This is a genomic window from Aeromonas popoffii, from assembly GCF_000820025.1.
Taxonomy (GTDB): domain Bacteria; phylum Pseudomonadota; class Gammaproteobacteria; order Enterobacterales; family Aeromonadaceae; genus Aeromonas; species Aeromonas popoffii.
Map to the genome: position 1 here is coordinate 37,670 of NZ_CDBI01000047.1, position 16,717 is coordinate 54,386.

General features: G+C 51.1%; 15 protein-coding genes and 1 pseudogene. 11 read left to right on the forward strand and 5 right to left on the reverse strand.

The window, feature by feature from the left end; translation table 11 throughout:
• Positions 1-41 precede the first annotated feature (41 nt).
• The 5 genes from BN1129_RS08770 to BN1129_RS08790 all read left to right on the forward strand — a co-directional run bounded on the left by BN1129_RS08770 (position 42) and on the right by BN1129_RS08790 (position 5,019).
• Positions 42-1,196 (forward strand): GGDEF domain-containing protein, encoded by a 1,155-nt coding sequence (locus BN1129_RS08770; RefSeq protein ID WP_042035873.1) that lies wholly within the window; start codon positions 42-44, stop codon positions 1,194-1,196.
• Between the two features lie 31 nt (positions 1,197-1,227).
• Positions 1,228-1,491 (forward strand): YihD family protein, encoded by a 264-nt coding sequence (locus BN1129_RS08775; RefSeq protein ID WP_042035874.1) that lies wholly within the window; start codon positions 1,228-1,230, stop codon positions 1,489-1,491.
• Positions 1,492-1,694: 203 nt separating this feature from the next.
• Positions 1,695-3,143 carry a cytochrome c oxidase accessory protein CcoG gene (ccoG, locus tag BN1129_RS08780; protein WP_042035875.1) on the forward strand — a complete coding sequence of 483 codons (1,449 nt, stop codon included), beginning with the start codon at positions 1,695-1,697 and terminating at the stop codon, positions 3,141-3,143.
• A gap of 140 nt (positions 3,144-3,283) precedes the next feature.
• On the forward strand, positions 3,284-4,273 hold the full coding sequence (locus tag BN1129_RS08785; protein ID WP_042035876.1) for a serine/threonine protein kinase: 990 nt from the start codon (positions 3,284-3,286) through the stop codon (positions 4,271-4,273).
• Positions 4,274-4,410: 137 nt separating this feature from the next.
• Positions 4,411-5,019, forward strand: coding sequence for a thiol:disulfide interchange protein DsbA/DsbL (locus tag BN1129_RS08790; protein WP_042035877.1), 609 nt, complete (start codon positions 4,411-4,413; stop codon positions 5,017-5,019).
• Between the two features lie 74 nt (positions 5,020-5,093).
• On the opposite strand, the gene pncB is transcribed toward BN1129_RS08790, so the two are convergent.
• Together pncB and BN1129_RS08800 are read right to left on the reverse strand one after the other, a co-directional pair.
• On the reverse strand, positions 5,094-6,272 hold the full coding sequence (pncB, locus tag BN1129_RS08795; protein ID WP_042035878.1) for a nicotinate phosphoribosyltransferase: 1,179 nt from the start codon (positions 6,270-6,272) through the stop codon (positions 5,094-5,096).
• Position 6,273: 1 nt separating this feature from the next.
• Positions 6,274-6,909 (reverse strand): nicotinamidase, encoded by a 636-nt coding sequence (locus BN1129_RS08800; RefSeq protein WP_042035879.1) that lies wholly within the window; start codon positions 6,907-6,909, stop codon positions 6,274-6,276.
• A 75-nt stretch (positions 6,910-6,984) separates the two neighbouring features.
• Here BN1129_RS08800 and BN1129_RS08805 point away from each other — a divergent pair, with 75 nt between their 5' ends.
• A complete protein-coding gene (locus BN1129_RS08805; protein WP_042035880.1) occupies positions 6,985-7,635 on the forward strand; it encodes an NUDIX hydrolase in 651 nt (216 codons plus the stop codon).
• On the forward strand, positions 7,632-8,129 hold the full coding sequence (locus BN1129_RS08810; RefSeq protein WP_042035881.1) for a 2-thiouracil desulfurase family protein: 498 nt from the start codon (positions 7,632-7,634) through the stop codon (positions 8,127-8,129). Before BN1129_RS08805 ends, BN1129_RS08810 begins: the two co-directional genes overlap by 4 nt.
• Here BN1129_RS08810 and BN1129_RS08815 read toward each other — a convergent pair.
• The 3 genes and pseudogenes from BN1129_RS08815 to BN1129_RS08825 all read right to left on the reverse strand — a co-directional run.
• The gene (locus BN1129_RS08815) at positions 8,060-9,019 is read right to left on the reverse strand and encodes an acyltransferase (RefSeq protein ID WP_042035882.1); all 960 of its coding nucleotides are present in this window, start codon (positions 9,017-9,019) and stop codon (positions 8,060-8,062) included. The genes BN1129_RS08810 and BN1129_RS08815 overlap by 70 nt on opposite strands.
• A gap of 9 nt (positions 9,020-9,028) precedes the next feature.
• Positions 9,029-9,928 carry an acyltransferase gene (locus BN1129_RS08820; RefSeq protein WP_042035883.1) on the reverse strand — a complete coding sequence of 300 codons (900 nt, stop codon included), beginning with the start codon at positions 9,926-9,928 and terminating at the stop codon, positions 9,029-9,031.
• Positions 9,929-10,064: 136 nt separating this feature from the next.
• Positions 10,065-10,673: pseudogene (locus BN1129_RS08825) on the reverse strand (magnesium chelatase subunit ChlI family protein); the annotation flags it as partial.
• A gap of 100 nt (positions 10,674-10,773) precedes the next feature.
• Between BN1129_RS08825 and BN1129_RS08830 the strand changes: the two are divergent.
• From BN1129_RS08830 to BN1129_RS22410, 4 genes are read left to right on the forward strand one after another with little or no spacing between them, the layout of a single operon-like run.
• Positions 10,774-12,183 (forward strand): tyrosine-type recombinase/integrase, encoded by a 1,410-nt coding sequence (locus BN1129_RS08830; protein WP_167335269.1) that lies wholly within the window; start codon positions 10,774-10,776, stop codon positions 12,181-12,183.
• Positions 12,176-14,020 carry a hypothetical protein gene (locus tag BN1129_RS23245; protein ID WP_157013310.1) on the forward strand — a complete coding sequence of 615 codons (1,845 nt, stop codon included), beginning with the start codon at positions 12,176-12,178 and terminating at the stop codon, positions 14,018-14,020. The genes BN1129_RS08830 and BN1129_RS23245 overlap by 8 nt, the downstream gene beginning before the upstream one ends.
• A complete protein-coding gene (locus tag BN1129_RS23250; RefSeq protein WP_157013311.1) occupies positions 14,021-15,988 on the forward strand; it encodes a site-specific integrase in 1,968 nt (655 codons plus the stop codon). It abuts the gene before it with no gap.
• Complete coding sequence (locus BN1129_RS22410; RefSeq protein WP_084204611.1) at positions 15,985-16,341, forward strand: hypothetical protein; 357 nt, start codon at positions 15,985-15,987, stop codon at positions 16,339-16,341. The genes BN1129_RS23250 and BN1129_RS22410 overlap by 4 nt, the downstream gene beginning before the upstream one ends.
• The last annotated feature ends 376 nt before the right edge of the window (positions 16,342-16,717 follow it).

A 16,717-nucleotide genomic window follows, 5' to 3' on the forward strand; every position in this document is an offset into this window, starting at 1 on the left:
GGAGTGGTAGACTGTGCGGCTTTTGTACAGGGAGTACACAGTTGACTCAGAGTGTGACACGTCAGGTGAAGCAGGCCATCATGGCCCAGCTCTATACTCACGCCTCATTCAGCCTGCCTTGTCTGGGTCTGCTGGCGCTCGGCTGGAGCCTGTTGTTCAACGATTACCTGCCCGCCGGCGAGGCGTTCGGCTGGTTGGGACTGGTCAGCCTGTTGTTGTTTTGTCGCGGCTGGCACCTGCGTTGGCGTCAGCCCAGGCTGGCGCAGATCCCCTTGCCGGTGCTGGAGCGCGAGCTTTTCATCGGGGTCACCATCACCTCCATCATCTGGGCGCTCGGCGTGCTGCTCTACATGGACAAGCTGCCCGACACCTATCGCGCTGCCATGATGATGCTCTCCAGTCTGATCCTCACCGGCAGCGCCATCATGCTGTTTGGCAGCCGCCGTTCCCTCTACGGTGCCGTCTTGCCACTCGGGCTCGCCATGCTGTTCGAGCTGGGGGTCGGCAACGAGCAGGAGCGGATCGTCTCCTGCATGCTGGCGGGCTATCTGTTTGTCTTCTTGCCGACGCTGCTGCGCCGTCTGCGGCGGGATCAGGTCGCCTCCCTCTATCATCGCTTCTCCAACGCCGATCTGGTGGCCGAGCTGAAGGCGGTCTCAGAGCATCTCAAGCTCACCTCCCGGCTGGATGGTCTGACCGGCATCGCCAATCGCGCCCATCTGGATGACAGCCTGGAGCGGGCCTGGCGCCGCTGTCATCGCGCACGCACCCCCCTGTCACTGGTGCTGGTGGATGTGGATTACTTCAAGCAATTCAACGATCTCTATGGTCATCAGCTGGGTGATGAGTGCCTGCAGCAAGTGGCGGGGTTACTGGCCGAGGTGCAGCGCCGCGAGGATGATCTCGCTGCTCGTTACGGCGGAGAGGAGTTTGCTCTGCTGCTGCCTTGTACCAGCATGCAGGGGGCGCTGCAGATAGCCGAAAACGTGCGGGTGGCGCTCAAGGAACTGGGCATACCTCACCAGCAATCCCTGGTCTCCAACCGGGTCAGTTGCAGCTTCGGGGTGGCGACCCTGGTGCCGGATCAGAGCAGTTCCATCGCCCAGTTGATCCAAAAAGCGGATGCGGCCCTCTATCAGGCCAAGCATAATGGGCGGGATCGTATCGAAGTAGCCTTGATGGGTAAGGTTGCCTGAGTTTCACATGACAGATTTAAAGAGGTTGTCTATGCAATGTCATCGTATCGAAGAGCTGCTGGAGTTGTTGCAGCCTGCCTGGATCAAGGAACAGGACCTCAGCCTGGTGCAATTCGTTGCCAAACTGGCGGCGGAAGCCCGCTATGAGGGTGCCTTGTCCGACCTGACCGACGACATGCTGATCTACCACCTCAAGATGCGGGAGTCCGACAAGCAGGCGATGATCCCCGGCCTGGCCAAGGATCATGTACCCGATTTCAAGGAAGCTCTGCTCAAGGCCCGTGGCATCAAGTGATCCCGGCGCGGTGCAAATAGCGCCAAAAAATGGTTTCAAGAGAATCTCTCAAAAAGGTGTTTCGTCAACTGGCGACACGCCTTTTTTGTTGCTTGAAATTGCGACGTCACTCGAACATTAGATACATTTTACCCACACAATTAGCAGGTTGTTTAAGATATAATCCGCTCCATAACAATTAATGAATGGAGCTAAGTGTTGCAATGGCCGACCAGGACAAGATCGATATCAAGGATGTCACCGGCGATGTAACGGGGACGTATAACCCCAATACCTTCAAAGCCAGCGACGACAGGTTCAATCCCGGCAACAGCATCTATGTGAGGGCGCAACCCGGCTACTGGCAGCGGGTACGCAAGGCCATGGGCTGGTTCTTCGTGGTGATCTTCGTCGCCTTGCCCTGGTTGCGTTATGACGGTCGTCAGGCCGTGCTGTTCGATATCGATCATCAGCAGTTCCATATCTTCGGTGCAACCATCTGGCCGCAGGATCTGACCCTGCTGGCCTGGATCTTCATGATCGCTGCCTTCGGGCTCTTCTTCGTGACTACCTTCCTCGGCCGGGTCTGGTGTGGTTATCTCTGCCCGCAGACGGTGTGGACTTTCATGTTCATCTGGTTCGAAGAGAAGCTGGAAGGGGCGGCCAATAAACGGCGCAGGCTGGATGCGGCTCCCTGGAGTGGCGAGAAGCTGGCCCGCAAGGGCGCAAAGCATCTGGCGTGGATCCTGCTCTCCCTCGGTACCGGTCTTACCTTTGTTGCCTATTTCCAGGATGCATTCCAGCTGGTGCCTGACGTTCTCACCCTGCAGGCGAGTGGCTGGGTCATCTTCTGGGTGCTGTTCTTTGCCGCCTGTACCTACGGCAACGCAGGCTGGATGCGCGCCATCATGTGTATCCACATGTGCCCCTATGCCCGCTTCCAGTCCGCCATGTTCGACAAGGACACCTTCATCGTCGGCTACGACACCAAGCGTGGCGAGAGCCGTGGTGCCCGTGCCCGCAAGGTGGATCACAAGGCGCTGGGGCTGGGGGATTGCATCGACTGCGATCTCTGCGTGCAGGTCTGCCCGACCGGCATCGACATCCGCGACGGTCTGCAGTACGAGTGCATCAACTGCGGCGCCTGCGTCGATGCCTGTGACCAGACCATGGATCGCATGGGTTATCCGAAGGGGCTGATCAGCTATACCACTGAGCACAAGCTGGCCCACAACAGCACCCATGTGGCGCGGCCCAAGCTGCTTGGCTATGGCCTGGTGATGGTCATCATGCTGGGGGTGTTCGTCTACAATGCCATGTCCATCATGCCGATGGGGCTCGACATACTGCGGGATCGCAACCAGCTGTTCCGCGAGAACAGTGAGGGGCTCATCGAGAACACCTACACCCTCAAGATCCTCAACAAGACCCTGCATGCCCAGACCTATCAGCTGGATGTGGAAGGGTTACCTGAGCACCAGTGGTTTGGTCCGCGCGACGTGACCCTGAAGGCGGGCGAGATCTACACCTTGCCGGTGAGCGTGGCCGTCGACCCCTTCAACCTGAAGAAGCCGACCCTGGACATCCAGTTTGTGCTCAAGCGGGATGGCGCGGCGCCGGACGACAGCAAGGGCACCCTGCGCCAGGCCAGCAAGTTTATCAGCCGGCTGTGATGCCGGGAAAGGCGAGGGCTGACCGGTCAGTTCAGGCCCCGGTGACCGCAGTGATGACGGGAAAGCGTGGCGCAACCGGTTGGGTTGAACGCCATTGAACCGAGTAGTGATAGACTGGGGCGCAACGGCGCCCCTTTCTTATGGTGGATGACATGCGTTTCAACTATTCCGACCTCAATCCCGATCTCATCATGGATGCGCTGGATCTCAGCGGCCTGCGGCTCGACTCCGGCCTCATCGAGCTCAACAGCTACGAGAACCGGGTCTACCAGTTCCAGGATGAGGATCGTCGCCGCTATGTGGTGAAGTTTTATCGTCCCGGCCGCTGGAGTCGGGCCCAGATCCTCGAGGAGCATGAGTTCGCTACGCGTCTCTGGGATGCGGAGATCCCGGTCGCCGCGCCGCTCGCCTTCGCTGGCGAAACCCTGCTGGAGCACGAAGGCTACCCCTTTGCCATCTGGCAGAGCGTCGGTGGCCGCCAGTTCGAGGTGGATAACCTCGACCAGCTGGAGTGGGTGGGGCGTTTCCTCGGCCGCATCCACCAGATAGGCGCCTGTCGCCCCTTCCATCACAGGGTCCGGCTCGATGTGGAGAGCATGCTGCACGAGCCGCGTCAGCTGCTGGCGTCCGGCGAGTGGCTGCCGAGCGGGTTGGCCAAGCAATTTTTCGGGGTGCTCGACGAGCTGATCAAGCATGTCAGCGATGCCATGACCCTGGATGTGGCTCAGATCTCCCTGCATGGCGACTGCCACCCGGGCAACATCCTGTGGCGCGACGGCCCCATGTTCGTCGATCTTGATGATTGTCGTACCGGTCCCGCCATCCAGGATCTCTGGATGATGCTGAGCGGCGAGCGCCACGAGCAGCAGATCCAGCTCGATACCCTGCTGGCGGGCTACGAGGAGTTCATGGAATTCGACTCGCGTGAGCTGGCGCTTATCGAGCCGCTGCGGGCAATGCGGATCGTCCACTACATGGCCTGGCTGGCGCGGCGCTGGGAAGATCCCGCTTTCCCCCGTCACTTCCCCTGGTTCAATACCGATCACTACTGGCGCCAGCAAATCGCCATCCTGCACGATCAGCTGGAAGCGCTTAAGGCGCCGCCGTTGACCCTGATGCCAAACTGGTGACATTGAGGGGATATTGAGCGACAGAAGGGACTCGAACTCCTGCTCTGACCATTGACGGCGGGATGGCGACACAATAGGCTTGGCACTGCTTCGGTTCGCCGGGCGTGCCTCACAGTGATCCCTTAACAGGAAACATCATGAAAAAAGTTTTATTTTTCCTTGCTGCCATGCTGATGATCCCCATGGTTCACGCCGCCCCCGAGTTCAAGGAAGGCGTCAACTACGATGTGGTCAAACAGACTGGCACTGCCCAGCCGGAAGTGATGGAGTTCTTCTCCTACTACTGCCCGCACTGCGCCACCTTCGAACCGATCGTTGAACAGTTGAAGGCTGGGTTGCCAGAGGGTGTGCCCCTCAAGAAGAACCCGGTTGCCTTCCTCGGCCGCGAGATGGGGCCGGAGATGCAGCGTGCCTACGCCGTCGCCAGCCTGCTCAATGCCGAAGCCAAGCTGACTCCGGCCATCTTCACCAAGATCCACACCCAGCGTCAGCCGCCGATGAGTCGCGATGACGTGAAGCAGATCTTTGTGGACAATGGTGTGCCAGCGGAAGAGTTCGACGGTGCCGTCGACAGCTTCGCCGTCTCCGGCATGGTCTCCCAGTTCGATCGCAACACCGAGAGCTACAACATTCGCGGTGTGCCGGCCTTCTTGGTCAATGGCAAGTACATGGTGAAGATCGAATCCATTACTTCCCAGGAGCAGTTCAACCAGCTGGTGAAATTCCTGTTGGCCAAGAAAGACTGATGGTTGCCTGACATCATGAAAAAAGCCCGCCGGTGAAAATCGGCGGGCTTTTTGTTTTCTGGTGCTCTGGAAGATCAGACCCCGACGTGAAAGGCCTGCTTGAGGTTGCGTATGAAGTCCGCATCCCGGCACAGGGTCTTGCCCGGGCTGTCGGAGATCTTGGCCACCGGGCCGCCGTTGCACTCCATCAGTTTGAACACGATGTTCATGGGACTGACGCCGGGCAGATCGCAGGTGAGCTTGGTGCCGATGCCGAAGCTGGTGTTGATACGGCCCCGGAAGTGACGGAACAACTCGACGGCCTTGTCGAGGTTGAGCCCATCGGAGAAGACCAGCGTCTTGTCGGTGGGGTTGATGCCGAGCCGCTGGTAGTGGCTGATGGCCTTCTCGCCCCACACCACGGGATCGCCCGAGTCATGGCGCAGCCCCTGATAACGGCTGGCCAGCTCGAAATCGAAGTCACGCAAGAAGGCATCCATGGTGATGCAGTCGGTCAGGGCGATACCGAGGTGGTTGGTGAACTCGTCCAGCCAGCTGGTGAGGGCGGCGCGCTGGCTGTGCTCCAGCGGGAAGCCGAGCTGCTGATGGGCCTGGAACCACTCGTGGGCCTGGGTGCCCACTGCCGACAAGTGGTACTTCTGGGCCAGCAGGTAGTTGCTGGTGCCGCGAAACGCTGGCAGGCGCTCCTTGAGGCGGCCCACCACGGCATCCTGCACCGCGTGGGAGAAGCGGCGGCGGGTGCCAAAATCAATGAGGTTGAACTCACTCATCTCCTCGGCGCTGAGTGTATGTTCCAGCTTGTCGATCTTCTGATCGAGCCGCTCCAGCGCCTGGCAGACGCCAAACTGGGGGTAGCGGAAGCGGTTGCGCATCTCGCTGATGATGGCGAGCACCGGGATCTCCCACAGGATCACATCCTGCCAGGGCCCTTCGACCCGCACATTGATGCGGCCATCCTGCTCGAACACTTTCAACAGGGAAGCATCGAGCGGCTTGCGACGGAGGTGGTCGAGGTAGTCAGGGGTGAAGAAGGGGCGCTCGGCCAGAAAATTGAGTTCGGGTCTGGTCAGCCGCAAGGAGCCGGCGAGGCGAAGCTGCTCCTCGATCTGGCCCATCATGGGCAGCAGATCCTCTTCGTTGCGGCTGTGGAATTCGGCCACCACCTCGGCATCCGGATAGCGATGGAACACCGCCTGCTGCATATGCAGCTTGTAGGCGTCGGTGTCGAGCAGGCTGGTGAGAATCGGTGGCATATCAGGCGTCCAGCAGGCGTTGTACATCGATCAGGGTCTGGGCCAGTTCGGCGCCAGCCTCGATCATCTGGGTGTGGGCGCTGGCAACCGTCTCGGGGGCGATGCCACGGCAGGCATCGAGATGGACGATCACCCGGAAACCGGCGTGGCGCAGCTGCAGCACGCTGGTCTTGACGCAGTAGTCGGTGGCAAGGCCGCCGACCAGCACCGTGCTGACCTTGCGGGCTTGCAGAAACTCGATGAGCCCGGTGCTGCGTTGTTCGGCCAGATCGTGGAAGCAGGTGCCGTAGGGATGCAGATCCGGCTCGATCCCCTTCCAGACGAAGAAGTCGTAATCGATGGGGGCGGGCAGACCATCGAGCAGTTCGAACCCCCGGGTGCCCGGTACGCAGTGCACCGGCCAGGTGAGGTCGGCGTTGGGCAGATTCAGCGGCAGCAGCATGCCGGCAGGATCGGAGACGGCCCAGTCGGCATTGGCGGGGTGAGCGTCCTTGCTGCCGATCCGCAGCGTGGCGAGGGTGGCCTGAGCGTTGAGCGCAGCCACAATATCATCACCGCCCGCGACGGGCAGTTCGTTCGGGCAGAGGGGGGTAAATCCCTTCTGCGCATCAATATCCAGGCTGGCGACGGTTCCCATTGAGTGGCTCCTGCACATACTATTCGTGTGATATTATCTACCAAACATTAATCGAAGGCGAGCAGGGCGATCGGCATGTTGAGAATGAGTCTGGATATGGTGGTGCTGCGCTTGCATGACGAGCGGATCGAGCTGCTGCTCGAGACCCGTGATCGCCCCCCCTTTGCCCACTGCTGGCAGCTACCCGGCTTGCGCATCGACGAGGCACTGGATCGGGATCTCGATGCCACCCAGCGCCGCCTGCTGGCGGAGTGGGGGCTGGGCCACTGCTACAGCGAGCAGGTCTGCACCCTCGGCAATCTTGAGCGGGATCCCCGTGGCTGGTCCACGACCCTGGTCTATCTCTGTCTGGTCGATCCCGGGATCGAGGCCATTCACGGCTGCTGGCATCCGCTCTCCAACCTGCCGGGGCTCAGCCTCGCCTTCGATCACACCCAACTGATTGCCAAGGGGCTGGAGCGGCTGCGGATCAAGAGCCGCTACAGCACCTTGCCGCTGCAACTGCTGGGGCCCGAGTTCACCCTCTCAGAGGTGCAGCGCGCCTTCGAAATTATCCTGCAAACTCCCATGAATACGGCAGCGTTTCGCAAGCGGATCCATCGCGCCGACATTCTGGTGGATACCGGCCGCAAGCGTACCGGCAAGCAGCGTCCCGCCATTCTCTACCGGCTGGAGAGTCCCTGCTGCGTGATGTTCGATCAGGTGATGCATGGAGCGGAAGCATGAGTGCGGATCCCGTCCGTGTGCTGGTGAGTGCTTGTTTGCTGGGTCAGCCAGTGCGTTACGACGGCCATAGCAAGGGAATTGTCAGCGATTGGTTGAGTGCGCTGGGGGCCGAAGGGCGAGTGCTGGCCTTCTGCCCCGAAGTGGCGGGCGGTTTGCCGACCCCGCGTCCCCCTGCCGAGCGACAGGGTGAGCGGGTGGTGACCGCGAGCGGGCTGGATGTGACTGCCGAGTTTGATCGCGGCGCCGAGCTGGCGCTGGCGATCTGTCAGGCGCAGGGCATTCGTTTCGCCCTGCTCAAGGAGGGGAGCCCTTCTTGCGGTAGTGGCCGTATCTACAACGGCCGCTTCGAAGGCGTTTCTGTGGTGGGTGAGGGCAAGACCACGGCCCTGCTGCGTCGGCACGGCATCGCCGTTTTCTCGGAAGATCAGTTGGCCGAGCTGGCCTCTGCACTCTCTTTGGATCCCGCTTTGGCGGCAACAGGCAGCGGTTCCTGATCCCGTTGCCAGCTTTCCAGCAGCTGGTCTTTCTCCTGCCAGCGCTGGTTCAGCCACTCCTGAAAGCCCCGTTTGAATTGCTTGTCATTGAAGTAGTCGCCGACCAGCGCCTCATCCACCGGTAGCTCCTCGATGCGCACCTGAATGCGTTTGACCCGTCCCATCAGGAAGTCCTTGAACGGGGTCTCGGCGTTGTCCGGATAGCGGATGGTGACGTTGATCAGGCTGTCGAACTGCTCCCCCATGGCCGCCAGAGTGAAGGCGAGCCCGGCTGCCTTGGGCGGCATCAGGTGACGGTAGCGGGAGCGCGCCGCGTCCCGCTTGGGCTCGGTGAAGCGGGTGCCCTCCACGAAGTTGATGACGGTGGTGGGGATGTGGCGAAACTTCTCGCAGGCGCTGCGGGTGCTCTCTATGTCCTTGCCGCGCAGATGCGGGTTGCGCAGCAAAAATGCCCGTGAATAGCGGCGCATGAAAGGCATGTCCAGCCCCCAGCAGGCGAGTCCCAGCAGCGGTATGTAGATGAGCTCGTGCTTCATGAAGAATTTGGGCACCGGCAACCTGTCCCGGAACAGATGGCCCAGCACCACTATGTCGGTCCAGCTCATGTGATTGCTGACGATGAGATACCAGCCATCCTTGCGTAGTTGAGTGTCATCTTCAACCTGCCAGTCAATGCGGGTGGTGAGGCGGATCACCAGGGCGTTGCAACCGAGCCACAGCCTCATGAAACGGTTGTTGAGCCGGCTGCAGGCGCGGCCAAAGGCCGGAATGGGCAGCAGCAGCTTGGCCAGCGACACCAGCAGGATCAGGCTGGCGCACAGGGCGGTGAACAAAATGGTCAGGCTGGTGCTGATGAGCAGCACCAGGGGGCCGGGGAGCAGGGTTAGCATGGGCGTCGTTTACTGCGTCTTGTCTGCCAGCAGCTGGCTCAGGGTCTGGTCTTTCTCGTGCCAGATCCCGTTCAGCCACTGTTGAAACTCTTGTTGGAACTCGGGGTTATTGAAGTAATCCCCCACCAGCTTGCGGTCGATCGGCAAATAGCGGACCTGAACCTTGATTTGCCCGACCCGGCCGCACATGAAGTCCCAGTAGCTGGGGATACCGCCCGGATAGGCGATGGTCACATCCACCAGTTTGTGCAGTTGATCGCCCATGGCCGCCAGGGTGAAGGCGATGCCCCCAGCTCTCGGGTGCAGCAGGTGGCGATAGGGGGCGGCCTGTTTGTCGTGTTTGTGGGCGGTGAAGCGGGTGCCCTCCACGAAGTTCATCACACTCACCGGAATGTGGCGGAATTTGGCACAGGCCCGGCGCGTTGTTTCTATGTCTTTTCCCTTCAGATGTGGCCTTTTTTCCAGAAATTTACGGGAATAGCGTCGCATGAAGGGGAAGTCGAGCGCCCACCAGGCCAGACCGAGAAAAGGCACCCAAATCAGCTCTTTCTTGAGAAAAAACTTCAGAAACGGGATTTTTTGATTAAAAACCCGCTGCAGTACCAGTATGTCGACCCAGGATTGATGGTTGGCAATGACCAGATACCACTCATTCCGGCTCCCTTTGTCCACTCCGACCACTTCGAAAGGGGTTTTGATGATGGTTTTCTGGATAAGATTGTTGAAACCGATCCAGCAGCTGGCACAGCCATCGAGCAGGGCGTTGCAGAGGGTTCGCCAGCCCTTGAGCGGTAGCGGCAGCTTGAGCAGACCCAGCAAGAAGATGGGGATGCACCAGAAGAGGGTGTTGAAAAAATAGAGCAGGGTGGAGAGGCTGCCGCGCAGTCGCTCTGTCAGCTTGTTGGGCATGAGTTCGGGTCCGTCTTGCTGTCGATAAAGGGTCATCAAGTGGTCAGATCTGTGGCCATAATATCAGCCGATCGCTCGCGAGACCATGGAGAGCGCTCTCGGCAGCAAGGGACTCAGTTTACGCAATTCGGCCTATTCAGCCGCTGCGCAGCCGCGACAGCAGCCGATCCATGGCGCGGTAGCCGAGCGCCTCGATCAGATGCTCCTTGCCGATGGCGGGCTGCCCGGCCAGATCCGCTATGGTACGTGACACCCGCAGGATACGGTGCCAGGCCCGGATGCTGAGCCCCAGCTTCTGGATGGCGTTCTCCAAAAACTCGGCATCTTGCGGCGATAATCGGCAAATATCCTCTATCTCGCGACTATCCAGCAGATTGTTGAGCTTGCCATTGCGGCTCAGCATGCGCTCCCGCGCCGCCAATACCCGCTCGCGGATCTGCTGGCTCGACTCCCCTCGTTCCGCCTTGCCGGTGAGGCTCCCCTTGGGCAGCAGCGGCACCTCCACCGTGAGGTCGAATCTGTCGAGAAAGGGGCCTGAGAGTTTGCCGAGGTAGCGCAGGATCTGATCAGGGCTGGAGCGGGTCTGGCCGTCACCATAGTGGCCGCAGGGGCTGGGGTTCATGGCGCCGATCAGCTGGAATCGGGCGGGGAAATCCACCTGACGGGCGGCCCGGCTGATGGTGATGTGGCCCGTCTCCAGCGGTTCGCGCAGAGAGTCGAGTACCTTGCGCTCGAATTCGGGCATATGTGTATGTTTTTAAAGCAACCCTATATGTGTATGTCTATACTTTATGTACATAACTTCAGTTCCAAATTGAAATTGATTGGTATATTCCATGGTGCATATGAAGAGTGGAAAGAATATTGGCGTATATATTTTGCCTAGATTGATATTATCTAACATAAGTTCGAATGAGGATGTTGAGACTAAAAAAAGAAAAGTTAGAGAATACGAATACTACTATAAAGAATCGGAACGGCCGAGTTCTTATCATTCGATGAAATTCAATCGCTTTCCTGTCTTATTAAATAATGATAACTCTGTTTGGAAGGAGGGGACTATATATCTACTTGTTCGAGCTGTTGGAGTGATCGGTGTTAACATGCTGACATTACATAACTTGGCATATGATTTAAGCGCTTATAAAAAATTTCTATATGATGAGAAGCTTGAAGTTACATATATACCAGAAAGAAAATCGATGAGGCCATACTATCAATATAAATACCATCTAATTTCATTATGTAATGATAAAAAGATCTCATTCAACACAGCGAAAAGAAGAATAAGTAGCGTTATTGGCTTCTATAGATGGATGAAAATAGCAGGGTTAATTGATATGACATCATCTTTATGGAACGAGAAGGATATCTATATTAATGTATCTGATACCTTTGGGTTGATGAAAAAAATTAGGATTGTAAAAACTGATTTATCTATAAAGGTAAAGAATCAGAATAGCAATAACCAGTTCGCGATTTATGATGGTGGTGCTCTTAAACCGTTAACTAAAAAAGAACAAAAAGCCCTACTTGAAACGTTACTAGAAAGTAAAAACATCGAGATGCGATTGATTTTCATGCTGGCACTTTTCACTGGAGCGAGAATTCAAACTATTTTAACTCTGCCTTATTCAGTTTTCCTAGATGAGCTAGCCTCTGGTGATAAGTATAAATTTATTTCGATTGGGTTTGGTACTGGGGTGGACTCAAAAAATAATAAACGAACGGTAATTTCAGTTCCTAGCTGGCTTTATGTGAAAGTTAAAATCTATGTTAATAGCCAAAGGGCAAGGAAGAGACAAGATAAGGCTAAACCTGCTAGCGTATCTCGATTGGTTTTCCTCACATCTCAAGGTTCACCATACTATATGCCAAATGAGGAAAGAGAAAAATTCCTTGATGGTTATGTGACTACTTATATAAGTAATGGCCAGTCTGTTAGGCAGTTTTTAGCAAACAAGATAATTCCTACTATGAGAGCTAAACTGAACATTGATGATTTCACATTTCGATTTCATGACTTGAGAGCCACATTCGGCCTTAATATTACTGAGCTTCAGTTACTAATGGTTGAGAAGGGCGTGATAAGTCTACATCAAGCTAGGGAGTTTGTTAAAACTGCTATGGGACATTCTAACTATCGCACTACAGATGGGTATCTAAAATATAGTCGTGAGATTAATACCCTGACGCAATATCAGGATGACTATGAGAGTTACATTAAACAGCTTATAGGTGGGCTGTATGATTGAAAATTATATGTTGAGAGAGTTTATCAATGTTACTTTACCACTTGAAAAGCATATCTCTCCAATAATGCCAGAAAAAGTTGTGTTGATCTTTCCTGATGTTGGGCGCTGTGATATTGGGGCATTATGCTATTCGCGTAGAAAAAGCATGGCTACATGGCGGAAAAGTAGAGAAGTTGATAGTGATAGCATAATACCTCATAGAATAGATGCGATTAAAGAAATTATAAATATAGTTTCAGATGAATTCATAATATCTAGTGTGACGCCTTTAACCTTATCTAGAATGACTAAGGGATTTATTAGATTTATGGATTGGTGTGACTTTAATGGTCATAGCGATGTGCTGCTTAGTCAAGATGACGCAGTTAATGCATGTGGTGCTTTTATAAATGAACTCAAGCATAAATTAAGAAGTGGAGAGCTAAAAAGTCAGAGCGCAATAAATTTACAACATGCAATGCTGACTTATATGAGTCGACTTTTTGATATAGATCTTAAAGAACATCTCCATTTAATCACAATGACTCGTGGATATACGCCGACGGATCCCCCTGATGAGCGGGATGTGAAACAGCTGCTCTCAATTTGTAAGTGCTCATTTAATAGTATAGCTACATTCATTGTTGAATCGATGCCATACCCCTACATGATTACAATGCAAGATGTGCAGTCAACACAAGAAAGAGTTTGGATTTTTCCCACTGTCCAGTGGATGAAAAACTTGGAAACAAAAAATAGGCAGGGGGTATATAACCATAGTAGCGGAGGGTTATATGATTTAGAAGAAATTAAGCACTTATATACATCTGAACGAAATGCAAAAGCAGCTATTAGAAATGCGAAGAAACTAATCGACCTTGCCAATAGTGACCCCATGCATACATCTAGGTTAGGGGTATACAACTTTGCTGTGTTTTCGTTTATTCATTTATTTCTGGCTAATACGGGCATGAATTTACAGCAGCTTATAATGCTTGAGTGGGATGCTAGTTATAGCACAGAGAGAGTTAGTCATCGGTTCTATCAGGTAAAGGCACGTTCTGGAAATAAAAATGTATATTTTGAAATACAAGGGAGTTTTCTTCCTATATTTAAGCGCTTTATTTCTCTGCGAAATTTTATTTTAGGTGGCAAAGAATTTAAATATTTGTTCTTTACATTTTCAAAAATAAGAGGTTGGCAACCTGTAAAAATTCAATGGGGAAGTTTGTACCAATTCAACAAGCAACTGTCTCGAGTGTTTGATAGCATTCCGAATATAACATCGCGCATGTGGAGAGCATTTAAGAGTGAATGGTATATTCAAAACTCTGATGTAGCCGTAACAGCGATGGCCCTACAGAATACTGTGGATACAGTAAAAAAAAGATATGTTAACGGCTCATCCACCAAAGGCATAAATGAGATGTCATTTTTCTTAGAGCAACTATCTAAAGTGACTATTGTTGAGCCTGGTCGTGTTGTTGGAAGCGCTACTTCTATAGGTGGATGCTCAGTTATGCATGAGAGTAATTTAATAATACCAGATTGTTTTAAACCTGAGAGCTGCTTGTTCTGTGATAAATATGTCATTCATGCTGATCATGATGACATTTTGAAAATACTTGGATTTAGAGCTTACTTAAATCGACTTGGTGATCTTGGGTTATCTCTGGAACAACTAGATAGGGTTCATAAGCCGATATTAGAGCGACTGTCTGAAATTCTCAATCAAATCTCTGGGAGAGGTGATGATCTCTATCAGATGGTTAAAGTAATTGACTCTGATTCAGAGTCAAATCAAACATATGGTAGTTATTGGGACTACAAAATAATGATGTTAGATAGGTTACTGTAAATGAAACATGAAATTTTATATAATAGTAACGTGAATGCACAAGATGAAAAATCTAAACCTGATGGTTTGTATTATATTGGAGTGGAACCAAAGGATGAATTTGTAGTTAGTCGAGACTCTGACGGGGGGATACTGTCATATTATTTTGATGATGTATGGAACTGGTCTAGCTATAATAATGGTAAAAACGCAGCATTTAATTTTTACGTGAAGTCAAATAAGGAGACACTTTTTTCCTTATGTCTAAAAAAGGAAATGAAGTGGATATTCTTTTCTTTAATATGGATGAATAAAGGGCCAATCCTTTCATTTAGGACTCTTAGTAGCTATCTTAGCTTACTTAGAGTATTGGGCCTTTACCTTGTCGATAAAAAATTAACCTACAAAAAATTCTTTTCTAATAATAAATATATTGATGGTTTTTCTAATTCGATCAACCAAGGTCGTATGTCAAAATTAGGTATGTTGATTCGGCATTGTCACTCGTTGTTTAATATTGATGTTATGAGATCAGATAAAGAAGGAATTCTTTTATCCATCAACAAAAAGAAAAATGAATACATAAGCGGTCTGTGTCAACACCCCCCTATACCATCGAGAATATATTCAAATGTTATCAAGTTTGTTAAGGATGATTTGGATGACATTTCATCATCAATAGACAAAATAATCGAGCTATCTCACCGTTGTATTGAAGATCCAATCTTAGGTCTTGGAAGGGGCGGGATCAAGAAAAAAAGAGCCAGAGGAGAAATTGTTTATTGGAATAAGGGGAAAGTTAGCTTCCTAGAATTACTAGAAGAATATAGTTTAGTATCATTTTTCAATCGTCATAATTTAAGGAAGGACCGGCAAGGGTTGTCATTTGCATGTTCATTTATACAAAAATGTGCTGCAGTAGCTATACAAATTTTTTCTGGGATGCGTATTAGTGAGGTCGACTCGCTTCCTTACGGTTGCATTAAAGAGCATATATTAAATGGGAAAGTGCATTATCTAATAGAGGGGTTTACCACAAAGTTCAATCATGGAATAAAATTAAAAGCAAAATGGGTGACGAATAACGACGGTGTTACTTCAATATATTTAGCAAGGAAAATCTCTGATCTTATATATTCAGTTTCTCATATGAGAGTTCCTGATGAAGATAGAGTTTTATTTGCAAGCATAACTCAACTACCATTTTCGCCTGGGATGAAACAAGAGGTTAGTGCGATAACTAGTATTAAAATAAATAAGTATGTTTCAGAGAAAACGCTTGAGGTTATTAACTCAGATATTGATGAGCTGAAGATAATCGAGCCATTTAGAAATTGGGATAATGACGAAAAGATTAAAGTTGGTGAAAAATGGCCATTCACTAGTCATCAAGCAAGAAGGTCATTGGCATTATATGCATCACATTCAGGTTTGGTGTCATTACCATCGCTCAAACTTCAACTAAAGCATATAACGACAGAGATGACTCTATATTATGCTAAAGGAAGTGAGTTAGCTGTCAATATAATCAACCCTAAATCAGACCATTTTGCGAATGAATATCAAAAGTCACAACATTTTTCACAGGCACAGTCTTACCTAAATGTTATTTTTGATGAGAATTCAAAATTGGCAGGTGTGCATGGTTTAATCGTAAATCGTCAGTCATCCTCTGAGCACACTGTTATATTTAACGATAGGGTCGAGACTGTTAAGAAGTTTCAGAAGGGAGAGCTATCATATAGAGAAACTTTCTTAGGTGGATGTACATTAATTGGCGAGTGTGACAAGCGAATAACAAACCCATTTACGGAATGTTTAGATTGCGCTAGTGCTATTATTAAAAGGGAAAAACTAGATAAAATAATAGCAGATCAAACAAATTTAATTAAAATGCTTGATGAAGGTAGTTTTGAGTGGAAGAAGGAGACGAAAGAGTTGAATTATTTGCTTGGATTTAAGGATAAATGTAACTGGGGTGCGGAATGAGTTCAATAAATGATTATTATGAGGCTTTGCAACGGTTGGTTGAAGGTAAGCCAAAAATAGTGCCGCTAGAGAGTAATATTAATAATGATACGGTCGCATTAGAGGCTGGTCGAACTCGTGGCTCAATTAAAAAATCTAGAGCAAATCATGAGAAACTAATAAACGATATAAGGCTTGCTGAGCAAGGGCTTCTTATAGAGAAAGACTGTGACGTAAAGCATGAAGCAGATAGGGAAAGAGTTGTTTTTTTAAAAAGCATGTTAGATGAGAGCCTTGAACGAGAAATATCACTATTATTTGAAAATTTTAATCTTCATCAGGAAATTTTAAAGTTAAAAGAACGAAGAAAGTAGATGTAGATTTTATGCGGGATAATGAATAGTTAACGATAACATACTGTTTTTGTTATGACTTTATTTTCGCATGAGAAAAATCTGAAATTTTCTCATGCGAAAATTTCTTAGGAAATCTGCCTTGCGAAACTTATTTTTAAGCTATCTATAGTGTGGATATATATCACAATTATATTTTTAACAATTTTTGTGATGAATCTTTTCCTCTATCCAGAGGAAATGTTTTACTTAGACATTTAGAAGCTATGTGATATGCATTTTTTGATTTTAAGTCGCAAAAACTATCTAATTTTGTTGAAAGGGATATTAGCAACTGGCAAGCTTGGGTAATGTTTTCATAAGAAACCTACTGTCTAGTAGGCTGTTGAGGGGAGTA